The sequence below is a fragment of the Umboniibacter marinipuniceus genome (assembly GCF_003688415.1).
GTDB classification, from domain to species: Bacteria; Pseudomonadota; Gammaproteobacteria; order Pseudomonadales; family DSM-25080; genus Umboniibacter; species Umboniibacter marinipuniceus.
The window spans coordinates 39376-54656 of sequence record NZ_REFJ01000002.1; the positions used below are offsets into that span (position 1 = coordinate 39376).

Here is a 15281-nt window from a genome sequence, read left to right on the forward strand (position 1 = left end):
GAGTAGGAGAAGGCTAGGGTAGGGGCACGCCTTCTTTGGCCTCTTTCTCTTCTTCTAAACGTTCAATGGTTTCTTCGAAATGCTCGATTTCTTCGGCGCGGATTTCCTCGGCTTCGGCATCGATATCTTCGTTGCTCTCAGCCGTGTCATATTCTTTGTCACAGCGTGTGAGGCCTTCGCCAATTCCACAGTGGTGATAATAGCCTTCACGGTCAATATAGACTTCTTCGGCGCGGATATTTGGGCTTGAATGGCTACAGCCGACACTAACTAGGAGAATGCAGCTGATAATACTGGCGGACTTGAGCATAGAGGCCTCAATCTATAGAGTTGATTTTAACTATAGTTGGTTCGCGTGATTGGAGCAATGAGCTATCCATTTAAAGCGGTGTGGCATAGGTCTTCAGCGAGCAGGATGCTGGTTAAGACGCTCACCTAAGTCTTCTGTTATTGAGGCTATGAGAATTTGCCATAGTCCAAGGGTGTGAGCCTTCGCACAGATCAACTACAATATCGGCAATTGAAACTGCTTGCGCATATCGCTAGAGGAATTATGACTAAAATATTGACCACTCACGTTGGCTCGTTACCCCGTACTCAGGAAGTTGTGGATTTTATCTTCGCGCGCGAAAACGGTGAAGCCTATGAGCAAAGTGCGTTTGACGCTTGTATGGCAAGACACGTCGACGAAGTCGTAGCGCGTCAGGTTGCAGCGGGCGTAGACGTTGTTAGCGATGGTGAGACCTCAAAGATTTCCTACGCCACTTACGTGAAAGACCGCTATACCGGTTTTTCGGGTGATAGTGAGCGCAATCCGCCCGCTGATTTGCTTAAATTTCCCTCTTTTTTGAAGCGTTTAGCCGATGGCGGCGGTACACCCACTTATCGTCGTCCCATGTGTACGGGTGAAGTGAAAGTAAAGGATCATGTTGATTTGAATAAGGACATCGCCAACTTAAAGTCGGCGATGGCGAATCATGGTGCTCAGCGTGGCTTTATGAATGCTGCGTCGCCGGGGGTGATTAGCTTATTCCTCCAGAATGCTCACTACGCCAAGCGCGAAGATTATCTGGCGGCGCTTGCCGAAGCCATGCGAGAAGAGTACGAGATCATTATTGCCGCGGGCTTGGATCTGCAGCTTGATTGTCCTGATCTAGCGCTGTCGCGTCATATGTTGTTTAACGACCTGAGTGATGACGAGTTTGTGGCGATCGCCAACACTCACGTTGAAGCATTAAATTACGCCCTTAAGAACGTGCCCGAGGAACGAGTCAGATTGCACATTTGTTGGGGTAACTATGAGGGGCCACACGTTTGTGACATCGGTATGGATAAGGTTTTTGACACGCTAATGCAGTCTAAGGCTCGCTATCTAGCTTTCGAAACCTCCAACCCTCGGCATGCGCACGAATGGACGGTGTTCCGGGATCGCAAAGCCGATATTCCGGACACCAAGGTGCTAATGCCTGGTGTCATTGATTCAACCACTAACTTTGTAGAGCACCCTGAGGTGGTGGCACAGCGACTTGATCGCTTTACCGCTATTGTTGGGAATGAACGAGTGATGGCCGGTTCGGACTGTGGCTTCGGTACTTTCGCAGGTTTTGGCTCCGTGGATCCCGATATTGCTTATGCGAAGTTAAGCTCGCTGTCAGAAGGTGCAGAGATTGCCTCAAAGCGGAGCTGAAACCCCGCTACTTAATACTTGCATTTACGCTGGCTAGCGCTACCCTGTTGACTGGGCAATTGAATATAATTCCAACCGTCAACGGGGTGTAAATGAGCAAACGAAATAACCCCCGTTGTTTGGCTTACTACTCAGTCGCGTAAATAACGGGAGTACTTGAAATGAAACTATTTTGGCTGATCGGCTTCACCGCGGTATTAGTTTGGTCGGGGATTAATCCCAAGGATCAGTTCACTTGGTTTCTAGAAGTGCTTCCAGCGCTCATTGGGTTGGTATTGCTTGCCGTCAGCTACCAACGTTTCCCGCTAACGCCAATGTTGTATGGTTTTATTCTCCTCCATTGTTGGATACTCATGGTGGGTGGGCATTATACCTATGCTGAGGTCCCCGCCTTTGATTGGCTGCGTGACACCTTCAATATGGAACGAAATAATTACGATAAAGTCGGCCACTTTGCACAGGGTTTCATTCCGGCGTTATTGGCCCGAGAGATCCTTATTCGCCGTCAGGTTGTGAAGAGTATTGCGTGGATGAACCTGTTCATCGTATCGATTTGTTTAGCGTTTAGCGCCTTTTATGAATTAATCGAATGGTGGGTGGCGGTAGCCAGCGGGGAGGGCGCAGAGGCCTTCTTGGGTACTCAAGGGTACGTTTGGGATACTCAGTCAGACATGGCATTGGCGCTAGTGGGGGCAATTTGTTCAGTGATTCTACTCGCCAAGTGGCATGACCGACAGCTAACTCAGCTATTGGGTGATACGGCATAAGTGTCCTAGGTGTTGATCGTGAAACCCGTTTGGCTGATTCGTTGTATTACCCTGGCTATCGCCGCTGCTTTGTTGCTGTACTCGGCTGTATTGTGGTGGCTGCTGGCCTTATTATTAGCCTATATTTGCCTCATGGCATGGATTGCCTTTCATCCTAATACTCAAATATTTTCGCCCTGCTATTATCGCCATCAAGGAAACCTGGTTAGCCTCAGCTTTGACGACGGCCCGCATCCTGACACCACCCCAGAATTACTCCAGTTATTGGCTAAATATCAGATCAAAGCCACTTTTTTTCTCGTTGGGGCTAGGGCTGAAGCGTATCCAGAACTGGTTCAACAGATTGCGGCCGAGGGTCACGAGATTGGTAATCATTCTCACACTCACAGCTACTTGATCAGTCTGTTCTCCAAGGGGGGCTGGGATGAAGAATTGGCTGCGTGTCAGCAAAGTTTGACGAAGGTTCTGGGCTATTCGCCGCTAATTTATCGGCCACCATACGGTGTCTCAACACCCAACACCGTCCACGCGGCAGCGCGGCATTCGCTTCAACAGATTGGCTGGAGTTGCCATGGCCGAGATTTCTTTGGATCGGTTGGGGAGATAACTCAGCGCCTTCGTGGCGTTAAACGCGGGGATATTGTGTTGCTGCATGAAACCAAGATCAATACGATATCAGCGCTAGCGGATTGGTTAGCCACCGAGCAGGCCAGTAAACTGGACTTTACCACCGTTAGTCATGGTGCTAACTGACACGTTAATCACGCTGAATAAACACCCCGGTAAGGTATTTATTACAGCGACCGTGGACGAGCAGCGCATGGACGCGAGTTATCAAGGTCCAGGGTTTTTTAAGGTAATACTTAAGTAGGTTTCGCCCAACTCCCTTAGCCCTGCTTGTTGATTCCGCTGAGTCGTCGGCCATGAGATCATCGTATACCCATTCCTGTACCTGTTCGAAACCAGTGGAAAAATCGAATCCATACTGACGCAATAAACGTTTAAAGCTCCTTTCGCTAAAGTCTTGTAGGTGGTGCGGGTTACCGTCGCACGTTGGCGTTGTGGGGACCGAGGCGATAAGTTTGCCATTGGGTACTAGCAATCGTTTGAAGTTCTGAAACAGTGCATCCACTGCTGGTAGGTGTTCAATGGTCTCGAGGCTGACAATAGTCTGGAAGGCTTGCTTGGATTGAAACAGTGTTGCGTTAGCGCTCAGGTAACGAAGATTAGGTAGTTGATAGTTTTCCTCTGCGTAACGGACGGCTTCTGGGTCAATATCAACGCCGGTGAAAGACTTGTCGGGGTGTGCGGCAGCCATGAGCGCCGTGCCGTAGCCACAGCCGCAAGCAAGGTCTAAGATTCGTTCACCAGACAGCTGTTTTACCGCGTACTCATATCGTTGTTGATGTAGCTCAATTGAGTCGCGATCAGCGGCTTTGTTTGGGTCCATCTGTCTGGGATAAATTCGTTCTAAAGAAGTATTGGCTACGCGGTTATTATTTATCATTGGCTCACCGTGGCATATAAATTTAATACTGCTGATTGATCCACTATTAGTCTAGACTATAGACTAATGAGTTCTGCTGAACAAATATACCGATGTTGACCACGTAGCTGCACATGGATCCCACCTATGACAGAACATTTACTATTGGTAATACTTTCGACGCTCCTCGCTGGCTTAGCGATGCCCCTAGGCGCCTTCATAAGCTCCTTTTCTGCGGTGAGTTCGAAGAATGAATTGCGGCATACGATTATGGCGTTTGGTGGCGGGGCGTTACTCTCGGCGATAGCGCTGGTGTTAGTACCAGAGGGAGTGGTTGGTTTTGGACCGTTCAGCGCAGCGGGGCTGCTGGTACTAGGAGGGCTGCTATTCATGGCTCTTGATATCTGGCTGGCACGCTCTAATACGCCAGCTAGTCAGTTGGCGGCTATGTTAGCTGACTTTATTCCTGAGTCAGTAGCACTGGGTGCGGCGTTCGCAACTGGGTCAGAGAACGCGTTTTTGCTTGCTTTGCTTATCGGTTTACAGAACCTGCCAGAGGGTTTTAATGCCTACTTAGAACTTCGTAGTGATGCGGTGGTCCGCGGCGCTAAGATTATTCTGATCTTCATAGCGATGTCTCTACTGGGCCCCATTGCAGGGTCAATTGGCTATTTATACTTAACAGACTATCCGCAATGGGTTTCCGGAATTATGCTGGTAGCATCGGGGGGAATACTCTATTCAGTATTCCAAGACATCGCCCCGAAGGTCCGTTTGGAAACGCATTGGCTGCCGCCCATGGGGGCGGTCCTTGGCTTCATGCTGGGCCTAGTAGGTTCAATGTGGACTGGGTAGTAGCGCTAAGTCAATTCCCGCTTTTAGTTAGGTTTAAGGACGCGAGAACGTCAGCATGAAGCAAGTTTATACCCACCCGATTCTGGCGATGGTCCAACAGATGGCGAATGTCCTTGAGTTACGACAGGTTCCTTCCGAAGTGCGGAATCAGTATGCAGCGGGTGCTGCAGGAGAACTGGCTTTCGTTGATTCATGGCCGCAGTTAGTGGTGGACGATATAGATTTTCAGCGTGCGTTGCGGTTTGTTGATCAAGAGTTAAAGCAAACGGGCGAGGACTGGGTTTGCCCAGAATGCAAAGAGTACAACGGCTTTGCATTCGGCGCTTGCTGGCAATGTGGTTCTACCCATCCGGAGGATGCGATATGACGATTAGCTGGGAAGATTTTAGTAAGATCGATTTGCGCGCAGGAACCATTGTCGATGCGAAGATTTTTGAGCAGGCGCTAAGGCCCGCTTACCTTCTATGGGTCGATTTCGGCGATGAGCTCGGCATTAAAAAGTCCAGCGCTCAAATCACCGTGCATTATGATTTAAACGAACTGATTGGTAAGCAGGTACTAGCGGTCGTGAACTTTCCACCGAAGCAGATTGGTCCAATTCGCAGTGAGTGCTTGGTCACGGGTTTTTATGATCAAAACGGCGATGTGGTGTTAGCAGTTCCAGAGCGCGCGCTTAACAATGGCGCGAAACTGGGCTAATGACGCGCTTAGTGGGTGCGGATCTTGCTTGGAGACTGGAGAAGAATAATAGTGCGTTAGCACTAATGGACGCTAGCCACGGTGTCTTAACGCTGTGCGAGGTGATTCCGACTATTATCGGTTCCTTTGACGTCCTAGCTAAAATTGACGAATGGCAGCCAGCAGGGCTAGCGATTGATGCGCCGCTGGTGGTTAAAAATCAAACGGGAATGCGCAAGTGTGAACGAGAGCTGAACCGAGTGTACCGCGCAAAATACGCCGGATGTCATCCCTCCAATCTAAACTTATATCCTCGCCAGGAGATTGGTCACTTTAGCTATTTACTTCGCCAGCAAGGGTTTGAGCATTTGGCCGAAGAGCGTTGGCAAATTGAGTGCTATCCGCATCCTACCCTCATCGAGTGGTTCCAGCTTGAGCGACGATTGGCCTATAAACGTGGTACGGTGGATCACCGCCGAGCCGGACAGATCGCGCTCGTTGAACTACTAAACGAGTGGGTATCTGGCGGTAAGTTCGTGGTCGCTAAATCCGTTGAGTACCTCTTCGAATCGAAGCGTATTGAGTGCCTTAAAGGAAAGTCTTTAAAAATTAACGAAGACGCATTAGATGCGATTATCTGTGGTTTGGTAGCAGGATGCTATCATTTCAGGCGAATGCACTACTGCTTCGGGAATGTTGATGACGGGTATATCTGGGTCCCTAAGGAATCGTTATGAAAGTAGTTAAAAAACTTAAGATCATTGTTTTGCTATTCTTGGTGACCGCCTGTACGGGGGTGCCCGAGGGGTTGTCTCCAGTTAGTAATTTCTCCCTCCAGCGATACAGCGGCACCTGGTTTGAAATCGCCCGTTTGGATCATTCCTTTGAACGAGGACTAGTAGATGTCACCGCTGAATATCAAGTTAACGAAGATGGTTCGGTACGAGTGTTGAATCGGGGCTTTAACGTAGAAGACAACACTTGGTCTCAGGCGGAGGGGGTTGCCTATTTTGTGGATGACCCAGAGACAGGGCACTTAAAAGTCAGCTTTTTTCGTCCATTCTACGCGAGTTATGTGGTGCTAAGCCTAGATGACGATTATCAGTATTCGGTGGTAACGGGGTTCAATCGTGATTATCTATGGCTGTTATCGAGAACCCCAATTATTACTGCGCAAGAACGTCAGCGTTTTGAGGCGTTTGCCGTTCAGGCAGGATTTGACCTATCTGAGCTCATCTGGGTGGAACAGGAGCGAGCGTTGAAACCGTTGTAAGAGAATTAACGCCCTACCGACTCGTAACGCGAAGAGGGCAACTAATTCGTTGCGTTGGTGGGGTGCCAAATACGCTGATTCCTGCCGGCGTTTTTAGCCTCATAGAGTGCGTTATCTGCCGCCTGATAAAGTTCTGCTGGCGCAGTCATTTTCCTCGTAAGCTCGGAGCAGCCAATTGATATTGTTAGCTTATTAAAGGGGCTAGCACGATGTTCGATTGCAAGCTTCGTGAGCGCTTTGTTAACGGATTTTAGCAAACCATTGAAGTCGTCTCTATTTCCTCCTGCAACTAAAATTGCAAACTCTTCGCCACCGACACGGGCACAGCTATCCACACATCGTTTGAGTTTAGATTTAAATATTTTCGCCAATGAACGCAAGGCTTCGTCCCCTTGAGGGTGCCCATAGTGATCGTTGTACTCCTTGAAATGGTCGATGTCTACAATGGCCATCATTAATGGCAGATCAAGGCGCTTGCACTTGCTAAAGTTGTCTTCAAGTAAGGAGTCAAAAGCTCGTCGGTTGGATAATTCGGTTAGATCATCCGTCTCAGCAAGCTCCCTCAGAGATATGTTCGCTTGCTCGAGTTTACTCTCCTGCTCTCTCCGAGCAGACACATCGTGTAAGTTAATGACAAATAGTTTTCGATTAGCGAGTTTAAGCTCACTCACTCCCAATTCTAGAAACTGAGGGCTGCCTTTTGATCTGTGTTTAGGTTGGATATTAATATGGGATGAAAATTCATCGCTATCTCCGGTGAGCAAAAAGCGTTTTAATTTAGCAGCGAATAGCCTACTACCTTCCGCATTTAGATAGTCTTGAAGATGGCTGTCTGTCAGTGCTTCAGCGTCTGTGCACAATAGCTCTGCGGCGGCGGCATTGGCAATTTCGATTACACCTTGGTAATCAGCTAAAACGATGCCATCTCGCACATTTAGTAGAATTGCATCGAGTAGCTGATTATTGGCAAGGAGCTCGGCTTCAATCTGCTGTTTCTGCTGCTGCTGACGGAAAGCATTCACCATGGTAGCGCAAGTGAATGTAATCGGTTCGAGAAGAGCAGCGAGTTGACTAGTATATCCGCCAGGCCGATTGGCTAACCCAATTAGGCCAAGCATTTTTCCGTCATGAATAATAGGTAGACCGAGATATGAAGCCATCCTCGGATGTCCTCTGGGTAAGCCGCCGCTGCGAGGGTCAGCAGCTGGATCATTGGAGATAACTAGTTCCTGCGTGATGAGCGATACACCGAAAAGCGTGTTCAGGTTCCGAAATTCAAAGCCTTTAGCCATCTGTTGTTCGTAGAAGGCTTTACTGTCGCTATCCCAGCTCACGTCCGTGAGTGCATGCGCGATCATGTAGGGTGATGGATCGTGGTGAATTTCGCCAATGAAACCATAATCGCTTCCGGTTAAGGTCAGTAGCTCAGAAAGGATCCGAGAAAAGGCTGATTTGAGGTCAAGTTGACCGATAAAGGACTGTTGAATCGTTAGGACAGAGCTCAACAGGGAGTGATCAAAACTGTCCCATTGTTGTTTGTTCATGTTTATGTCGACCGCGTATACATGTTAGTTCACTCTTAATGGCAGGTGTTATCGAAATGTTGTTTTCAGATTAACTGGTCTTTCCCCCCGATACCGCAAATCTAATTAAAGATCAGTCCACTTAGATATCAAGTTTTCAATCAATCAAGGCCTTTTTTGGCCGTGACGGATGATTATTCTTCGCGGAATTACCGCTGTGGTCGTTGGTAGGTTAAATGCGTGCAGAGTAGTAAGTGGTTCTCGGTTCTTCACATCGAAAAAAGCAATCCAACTGCCGCTATTGGTCGTAACCAAGCCCAAGATAACGACAACTGGGTTTTAAGATGACGTCACCACCATTACAAGCTACCCACCGCGTTGCTTGGTTCGCCGAGTTAGCGTGGTTTAACGCTACCTGGGCAAGTTTGGTATTCGGCCATCAGGCGCTACCCTGGCTGGGACCTGGTTTGGCCCTCTTAGGGCTCACGTTCATAAGCATCCGCAACCAGCTGCGGTCTGTGCTTGTGCTGGCACTCATAGGCTGCGCTATTGATCAGAGCCTCACCGCTTTGGGCCTGTTTAGTTTCGCAGGGGGTAGCGAGGATCTGCGATTAATTCCCTATTGGTTGGTGGTTCTGTGGTTCTGCTTTTCAGCAACGCTTCATAGTAGCTTGGCTTGGCTTGTCGAAAAGCCTGTTGTCATCACTGTGGTTGCCTTTGGGATCTCGGGCCCATTTTCCTATTGGGTAGCTTTCAAGGCCGGTGCCTATAGCCTGCCGCATGGGCTGGAAGTTAGCGTACTGATCTTGGGACTAGTTTGGGCGTTCTTCGGCTGGTTATTTCCTCATTTACTGACCTCTCACTCTAGGCAGATAAAGTCATGAATATTCTTAAGATTATCGCAGTAATCATCTTTTTGGCGCCGTTTAGCGCCGAAGCGAGCTGTAAACAGTGGGCCAAAGTAGGCGAAACAGAGCTCACGAAGCTATGGTTTGATATCTATCGGGCGGAATTGCGGACACCAGCGGGAACTTATCGGCGAGGAGAACCGCTCTGTCTGCGTCTCAACTATCTCATCGATATTAGCAAGTCCGATTTATTAGCGGCCACTGAAGACTCTTGGAAGCACTTGGGCGTCAGTGCCCAACAGCGTTCAAACTGGCTTACAGAGTTGACTGCTGTATATCGAGATATTCAGGAGGGAGATACCTTTGAACTCATGATTGATGAAAGTGGTCATGCCATCTTTCACCACAACGAGCAGCACACGGGAGTAGTAATGGATCAAGAGTTTAGTCAGCAGTTTTCGGCAATCTGGTTGGCAGAAGAAGCCCAGTACCCTGAGCTTGGTGCGGAGCTACGCGGTGAGGTTTCGCCATGATTAAAGTTCTTTGTCAGCGTCTGGCCGTAGTGGCAGTGGCAGTGTTTGCCTTAGGATCGTGTACGCCGGCGAATTATGATCACCTCGAACCGCGTTTTGATATTGAAGGATTCTTCAACGGCGAACTTCACGCCTACGGAATTGTCCGCAGCCGAGGTGGTGAGTTAATGCGACGATTTAAGGTAAATCTACTGGGGACTTGGGAGGAGGGCGTAGGGACGCTCGATGAACAGTTTCTCTACGATGATGGAGAGCGAGCGCAGCGTGTTTGGACCTTTGTTAAAGATGGTGATGGCAATTTTAGCGGCACTGCCAATGACACTTTGAGTACCGCGATACTTCGTGTTTCAGGTCCAGAATTAACCTTGAACTATAACATCCTGCTTGATGTGGGTGATTCCAGCTACGAAGTCCGTTTCGATGATTGGATCTATGCGATTGATAACGACCGAGTTATCAACGTAAGTGAAATTTCTAAGTTTGGGCTGACCCTTGGTGAAGTTATACTGGTAATGGAACGAGGACATCAGCCGTTGACGTTTGATTAGCTTAATTTTTTCATCGACGCACTGGCCCTCTGATACACTTACCGTATTCGCAACTAGCACCCACAGGGCATCTAAATGGAAAAAGTATACATCTCAGCGCAAGAACTACTCGAAGATTCCGCTAAGCTCGCTTTACAGATTTTCGAGAGCGGCTTTCGACCGGACTACATTGTAGGTGTTTGGCGAGGTGGCGCACCAGTGGGTATCATGGTTCAAGAGGTGCTAGATGTGTTAGGCGTTGAGTCCGATCATATTGCAATTCGAACCTCTTCCTATACTGGGATTGGCGAACGAAGCCGTACCGTGAAGGTGCATGGTCTTACCTACCTGATTAAGCGACTTGAGTCTGAAGACTCGCTGTTGATTGTTGACGATGTCTATGACTCGGGATTGAGCATTCAGCAGACTATCATCGATTTGCAAAAAGCCTGTAAGAAAAATACGCCAGAGATTCGCATCGCGACGCCTTATTTTAAACCCTCGAATAATCAGACCGAGCGTACCCCAGAATACTATATCCATGAGTCGAATGAGTGGTTGGTTTTTCCCCATGAAATTGATGGCCTGTCTGCGCAAGAGATTCGAGCGAACAAACCCGAGTTTTCTGTGATCGCCGATAAATTGATCGAACTGGGTAAGCTTTCTTAAGCTCCGTTCTACGCTAGGTGCTGCCGCTTAGCGCGGTAACCATAACTTAGCGACTAGCTACGAACCATTCTGGGCGCGTTAATTACGCGCTTAGCGTTTCGTTGCCGCGCCTTTTCCTTGTATGATGGCTTAAACAAAGCGGTTACTGAGGTAGAACCCTCGTTAACCAATGGTGCTTACAAGGTGTAAAATGCGAATATATGCTGCAGGATTAGGCGATGTACCTCTCATCGCACCACTGTTTGATAGCTATCGTCAGTTTTATCAATGCCAAAGCGATATAGCTGCGGCGACTTCCTATCTTTACGAACGCTTAGCTGCGGATGAATGTCATGTCTTTGCTGCGGAACATGAGGGCCGTATAGTAGGGTTTACGCTCCTTTACGCCAGCTATTGTTCGTTAGCCTTGATGCCGATTTATATTCTCTATGATCTCTACGTGGATGCGTCAGCGCGCAGACTAAGCGTGGCGTCTAAGTTAATGACCGCTGCGGAAGAATTTGCCAAAGAGCGGGGCGCCTGTCGAATTCAGTTGGAAACTAACCATTCAAATACTACTGCAATTAAGCTCTACGAGACTCGTGGTTACGAGCTCGATACGGTTTATCGCGCTTATATTAGAGAGTTTGCGTAACGATGAAAATTTGGCTCGATGCGGATGCTTCGCCACGTCCCGTAAAAGAAACGCTTTACCGTGCTGTTCAGCGCGTTGAGCTACCGTTAACCGTGGTCTCTAATCACGCCTTCGAGATTCCTCGATCTCCGTTTATTGAACGCCTTCTGGTAGCAAGCGGCTTTGATGAAGCGGATAACGAGATTGTGGCGCGCTGCGAGCAGGGTGATATGGTAATTACCAATGATATTCCCCTCTCTGCGGAGGCCATCGAAAAAGGCGCAATGGTATTGAATTTCCGGGGCGAGAAGTTGACTAAGGCGAATATCAGCGCACGTTTATCGATGCGAAACTTTATGGATGAACTCAGATCAAGTGGTGTTGATACGGGTGGGCCCAAGGCATTTAGCGCCGCTGATACACGTGAATTTGCGAATTCACTAGACCGTGAACTTAGCGCAGCGCTGCGTAGAGGTAGCAAATAGCCCCAGTGATTTGAGCTAAATTTTGCTTTACCGTGCCAATCTAGAATTCCTAGATATACTTCAGTTAACTAGACAACAAAGGTAATGGTATATGAAAGCGATCATGGCGGAGTTCTGGGGTACCTTCTGGTTAGTGCTTGGTGGCTGCGGTTCGGCGGTCCTGGCAGCGAGTTTTCCTGAAGTGGGCATTGGCTTGCTTGGGGTGTCTCTGGCCTTTGGCTTAACGGTTGTGACCATGGCTTATGCGATTGGCCCTATTTCAGGGTGTCATCTTAATCCAGCCGTATCCTTCGGCCTATGGGCTGCGGGTAGGTTCGAGCGAAAACAACTTCTGCCCTATATCGCTTCTCAATGCCTCGGAGCGATCACTGCTGGTGGAGTGCTCTACGTTATCGCCTCAGGTGCAGCGGGCTTTGATGTGAGCAATGGCTTCGCCGCAAATGGCTATGAAGCGCATTCGCCGGGAGGCTATAGTCTCTCGGCCGTTATTGTGGCCGAAACCGTATTAACAGCCATGTTTTTGTTAGTGATTCTTGGCAGTACCGATAAAAAAGCGCCTGCAGGTTTTGCACCGCTAGCCATTGGCTTGTGTCTCACGCTAATTCACCTCATCAGTATTCCCGTGAGCAACACTTCGGTGAATCCGGCTCGAAGCCTGGGTGTGGGAGTCTATGTGGGTGACTGGGCAATGCTACAAATGTGGGTTTTTTGGCTAGCTCCCCTTGTAGGAGCGTTAGCAGGTGCGTTAATTTATAAGACAATCACCACTGAAGAGGAATAATTGATGTCTCATCTTGCTAGGCTTATTGCTATTGTCGGCACCATCGCGTGTTTTATTTATGTGCCAGTTTCGGCATTGGGGATCGAAAGCTATTACTTTATCTGGGAAAGCCAAGCCGGTGTGCACGCCTATGAACATATCAACTGGGAGCGCTTAGCGTTGCAGCTGGTAGTCGTTTACGTGCTTGCATTAGTCCTAGCCAACGCTAAGAAGTTATTTGGTAAGTAACGATGCCTCAACATGCCGTTTCGTTTTCGCCATGGAAGGGCATGCGAATTGTATTTCAACATCAAACCCATCAAGTTAGTTATTCTGCCGCGGCGCTGTCAGGCGCCGAGGTTATTCGGGTAGATAACAAGCTTGTTGAACATACGGTGGTGAGCGAGGCTCCCCGCAGCTTGCGGTTTGTAGTAGACGAAGTGGAGTTTATGATTTGTACCGCTTCGTGTTCAGATAGAAGCAATGCCATCACCGCGGTGTTGACGGCTAATGGCCGCGAAGTTGATGGCTTCGACCTTAGCTTCTTGCCGCTTAAACGAGTGCTGTTTCGGCGTTTGTTGCTGGTTATGTTGTTGAGCGTTCTGATTGCAGTGGGTTTTGCCAGTGGTTTGGTAGATTGGTGGGCCACGCTCTTATCCGGCGCGTTAGCAGCAATGCTACCACTCTTTGGTGTCCGCGGACGTTGGCTTATTGAACGACGATAGCTAATCTAGTTGGCCTAGTAAAGTACGCCTAATTGCTGCGATTATGAACAAGTATCCTGTCATATTCTTCGACTTGAACTCATTTTAGAAAGTTATAGTGCCTAGAAATCGAAAGTCTGTGTTAATATTGTGACTAATTGGTCATAAGTCCTAGGATTTAGCAAAAGTACCATAATAATAAAATAGAATTTGGAGTAGTTGAGAGCATATGATAACCGCCAAACAAGGCCTTGATCGTCTTAAGGCTGGCAACACGTCATTTGTTGCCGAGCGTCGTTCTGTGGGTAAAGCAAGTATCGAACGAAGACTTGAACTAGTCGCAGGGCAATTCCCTTTCGCCATCATTTTGGGGTGTTCTGATTCAAGAGTACCGGCGGAAATTATCTTTAACCAGGGCTTAGGTGATCTGTTCGTTATCCGCGTTGCGGGGAACATTGTTGCACCGTCACAGATTGGCAGTATTGAGTACGCTGCTGAGATGTTTGGCACGCCATTAGTGGTAGTGATGGGTCACTCTAATTGTGGCGCCGTTGAAGCCACGCTTCAAGCTCTGGACAATCCGTCATCTGAACGCAGTGATAACCTAAAGTCTATTGTTGAACGGATTCGTCCGGCGGTGATTGATTGTGATCATAGCCTCGCACCGGATGCGCGCTTGGATGAGGCGGTTCGAGCCAACATTTTGGCGTCGGTTCAGAACTTAAAGCAGGGCTCGGATATCATCAAACAGTTACTCGCCGACGGCCGACTCACTATTGTTGGCGCTGAGTATTCGTTGGAAACGGGTTGTGTCAGCTTTATAGATGTCTAAGCTGAGCTTTCGCTGCAGTTGCGGAGCGTGCCAAGGTGAAATACTTGCCGATCCGCAGCGTGTATCCCTTTGCTACTGCATGAGCTGCAGGAAGCGTACCGGTTCGGTGGTGGCCGCTCAAGCACGCTTTTTATCTTCAGATATCCGCCTTAGTGCTAACACTCAGGCCTACAAACGCATCACCAGCTCGGGTTCGGAGATCGTTTTTGATTTTTGTCCAGACTGCGGCAGTACAGTTCGTTATCGCCATGAAGCGCTTGAGCAGCAAACCATCATTCCTCTGGGGGTCATTGATGAAGTTGAGCTCTGGCAACCAACTGCTGCCATCTACGATGATAGGCGTCCAGCATGGCTGCCTCATAATGAGCATATAGAGTGGTTGGACTAGGGGTTTTTGCGCATGAAAAAACGAAGAAAAACACCCGATGCTGCGTTATAGTTAATTTACTGACCCTGATTAAAGAAGAGGCCGCTGATGCGTTACTTATGTGGAGCTTGCACGACTCATTTCCGTCTGGATGGAATGGCGCTCAACCACGAGTCAAAAGGTCAGCGGAAGCGATTAGTCTGTCCACACTGTAAGGCCAAGATCTTAGCGTTGGAGCCGTTTAATTCGGCCTGGCGGAACGAGGTGAGCTATTGGGTGCTAGGAACAGTGGTAGCGATGTATGTGGTTCAGCTACTCATTAATGGCATTCCAAACAGTCATTATTTTTACTCGTCAATGGGTCAGGTGTTTGTCGCCTTGGCCAGTTTCCAGTGCTACCAAAAGTTTGGCACTATTTTTACCAAAGCGGATAAAAGTGACGATTAGCCGCTAGGACTCATCGATATCTTCCCATCATAAAGCGGCAACACTGCAACCGTGAACTTAATTCTGGTACAAGTTATCGGGTGAGGTCTGGGTTGAGGTCTGGGTTGAGGTCTGGGTTGAGGTCTGGGTTTAAGCTTAAGTGTCACTTAGTCAGCTGTTATCCAATGCGACAAAGCCCTCAGATCACTGTAACAAACGAGAGCGAGCTGCTCTCGTCTGCTACAACG

At 48.6% G+C, this 15281-nt stretch carries 23 protein-coding genes; 20 read left to right on the plus strand and 3 right to left on the minus strand.

The features are described 5' to 3' along the window. Positions 1-13: 13 nt before the first annotated feature. Positions 14-310: a hypothetical protein gene (locus DFR27_RS03825; RefSeq protein WP_121876157.1), complete on the minus strand. Its 297-nt coding sequence runs from the start codon at positions 308-310 to the stop codon at positions 14-16. 243 nt (positions 311-553) lie between these two features. Between DFR27_RS03825 and DFR27_RS03830 the strand changes: the two genes are divergently transcribed. The 3 genes from DFR27_RS03830 to DFR27_RS03840 all read left to right on the plus strand — a co-directional run bounded on the left by DFR27_RS03830 (position 554) and on the right by DFR27_RS03840 (position 3207). Next, positions 554-1687: a cobalamin-independent methionine synthase II family protein gene (locus DFR27_RS03830; RefSeq protein WP_121876158.1), complete on the plus strand. Its 1134-nt coding sequence runs from the start codon at positions 554-556 to the stop codon at positions 1685-1687. 161 nt (positions 1688-1848) lie between these two features. Beyond that, a complete protein-coding gene (locus DFR27_RS03835; RefSeq protein WP_121876159.1) occupies positions 1849-2454 on the plus strand; it encodes a DUF2238 domain-containing protein in 606 nt (201 codons plus the stop codon). A gap of 18 nt (positions 2455-2472) precedes the next feature. Further along, positions 2473-3207, plus strand: a complete 735-nt coding sequence (locus tag DFR27_RS03840) for a polysaccharide deacetylase family protein (RefSeq protein ID WP_121876160.1) — start codon at positions 2473-2475, stop codon at positions 3205-3207. Positions 3208-3211: 4 nt separating this feature from the next. Here the strand turns inward: DFR27_RS03840 and DFR27_RS03845 are convergent, their stop codons facing one another. Further along, complete coding sequence (locus tag DFR27_RS03845) at positions 3212-3961, minus strand: class I SAM-dependent methyltransferase (protein WP_121876161.1); 750 nt, start codon at positions 3959-3961, stop codon at positions 3212-3214. 126 nt (positions 3962-4087) lie between these two features. Here DFR27_RS03845 and DFR27_RS03850 point away from each other — a divergent pair, with 126 nt between their 5' ends. Genes DFR27_RS03850 through DFR27_RS03870 form a run of 5 tightly spaced genes read left to right on the plus strand, consistent with a single transcriptional unit; the run spans position 4088 to position 6746 of the window. Beyond that, complete coding sequence (locus DFR27_RS03850) at positions 4088-4795, plus strand: ZIP family metal transporter (RefSeq protein WP_121876162.1); 708 nt, start codon at positions 4088-4090, stop codon at positions 4793-4795. Between the two features lie 55 nt (positions 4796-4850). Continuing rightward, positions 4851-5162: a putative signal transducing protein gene (locus DFR27_RS03855; RefSeq protein ID WP_121876163.1), complete on the plus strand. Its 312-nt coding sequence runs from the start codon at positions 4851-4853 to the stop codon at positions 5160-5162. Then, positions 5159-5494, plus strand: coding sequence for a tRNA-binding protein (locus tag DFR27_RS03860; RefSeq protein ID WP_121876164.1), 336 nt, complete (start codon positions 5159-5161; stop codon positions 5492-5494). Before DFR27_RS03855 ends, DFR27_RS03860 begins: the two co-directional genes overlap by 4 nt. Then, entirely contained in the window at positions 5494-6210 is a 717-nt protein-coding gene (locus tag DFR27_RS03865; protein WP_121876165.1) for a DUF429 domain-containing protein, read from the plus strand. Before DFR27_RS03860 ends, DFR27_RS03865 begins: the two co-directional genes overlap by 1 nt. Then, positions 6207-6746 carry a lipocalin family protein gene (locus DFR27_RS03870; RefSeq protein ID WP_121876166.1) on the plus strand — a complete coding sequence of 180 codons (540 nt, stop codon included), beginning with the start codon at positions 6207-6209 and terminating at the stop codon, positions 6744-6746. The genes DFR27_RS03865 and DFR27_RS03870 overlap by 4 nt, the downstream gene beginning before the upstream one ends. Before the next feature lie 41 nt (positions 6747-6787). Here DFR27_RS03870 and DFR27_RS03875 read toward each other — a convergent pair whose 3' ends face one another. Further along, positions 6788-8290, minus strand: coding sequence for a sensor domain-containing diguanylate cyclase (locus DFR27_RS03875; protein WP_121876167.1), 1503 nt, complete (start codon positions 8288-8290; stop codon positions 6788-6790). A 323-nt stretch (positions 8291-8613) separates the two neighbouring features. On the opposite strand from DFR27_RS03875, the gene DFR27_RS03880 reads away from it, so the two are divergent. The 12 genes from DFR27_RS03880 (at position 8614) to DFR27_RS03935 (ending at position 15054) form a co-directional block, all read left to right on the plus strand. Beyond that, complete coding sequence (locus DFR27_RS03880) at positions 8614-9153, plus strand: DUF2878 domain-containing protein (RefSeq protein ID WP_121876168.1); 540 nt, start codon at positions 8614-8616, stop codon at positions 9151-9153. Beyond that, positions 9150-9650, plus strand: coding sequence for a chalcone isomerase family protein (locus tag DFR27_RS03885; protein ID WP_121876169.1), 501 nt, complete (start codon positions 9150-9152; stop codon positions 9648-9650). The genes DFR27_RS03880 and DFR27_RS03885 overlap by 4 nt, the downstream gene beginning before the upstream one ends. Beyond that, on the plus strand, positions 9647-10198 hold the full coding sequence (locus DFR27_RS03890) for a DUF3833 family protein (protein ID WP_121876170.1): 552 nt from the start codon (positions 9647-9649) through the stop codon (positions 10196-10198). The genes DFR27_RS03885 and DFR27_RS03890 overlap by 4 nt, the downstream gene beginning before the upstream one ends. A gap of 75 nt (positions 10199-10273) precedes the next feature. Next, complete coding sequence (locus DFR27_RS03895; protein ID WP_121876171.1) at positions 10274-10846, plus strand: phosphoribosyltransferase; 573 nt, start codon at positions 10274-10276, stop codon at positions 10844-10846. Between the two features lie 190 nt (positions 10847-11036). Next, complete coding sequence (locus DFR27_RS03900) at positions 11037-11480, plus strand: GNAT family N-acetyltransferase (protein WP_170150770.1); 444 nt, start codon at positions 11037-11039, stop codon at positions 11478-11480. 2 nt (positions 11481-11482) lie between these two features. After that, entirely contained in the window at positions 11483-11944 is a 462-nt protein-coding gene (locus DFR27_RS03905) for a YaiI/YqxD family protein (RefSeq protein WP_121876173.1), read from the plus strand. Between the two features lie 91 nt (positions 11945-12035). Further along, positions 12036-12725, plus strand: coding sequence for an aquaporin Z (gene aqpZ / locus DFR27_RS03910; RefSeq protein WP_121876174.1), 690 nt, complete (start codon positions 12036-12038; stop codon positions 12723-12725). Between the two features lie 3 nt (positions 12726-12728). Then, a complete protein-coding gene (locus DFR27_RS03915; RefSeq protein ID WP_121876175.1) occupies positions 12729-12953 on the plus strand; it encodes a hypothetical protein in 225 nt (74 codons plus the stop codon). A gap of 41 nt (positions 12954-12994) precedes the next feature. Further along, complete coding sequence (locus DFR27_RS03920; RefSeq protein ID WP_121876176.1) at positions 12995-13429, plus strand: hypothetical protein; 435 nt, start codon at positions 12995-12997, stop codon at positions 13427-13429. A 208-nt stretch (positions 13430-13637) separates the two neighbouring features. Then, positions 13638-14240, plus strand: coding sequence for a carbonic anhydrase (locus DFR27_RS03925; RefSeq protein WP_121876177.1), 603 nt, complete (start codon positions 13638-13640; stop codon positions 14238-14240). Continuing rightward, positions 14233-14628: a GFA family protein gene (locus DFR27_RS03930; RefSeq protein ID WP_121876178.1), complete on the plus strand. Its 396-nt coding sequence runs from the start codon at positions 14233-14235 to the stop codon at positions 14626-14628. The genes DFR27_RS03925 and DFR27_RS03930 overlap by 8 nt, the downstream gene beginning before the upstream one ends. 87 nt (positions 14629-14715) lie before the next feature. Further along, positions 14716-15054: a hypothetical protein gene (locus DFR27_RS03935; RefSeq protein WP_147434514.1), complete on the plus strand. Its 339-nt coding sequence runs from the start codon at positions 14716-14718 to the stop codon at positions 15052-15054. Positions 15055-15281: the final 227 nt, after the last annotated feature.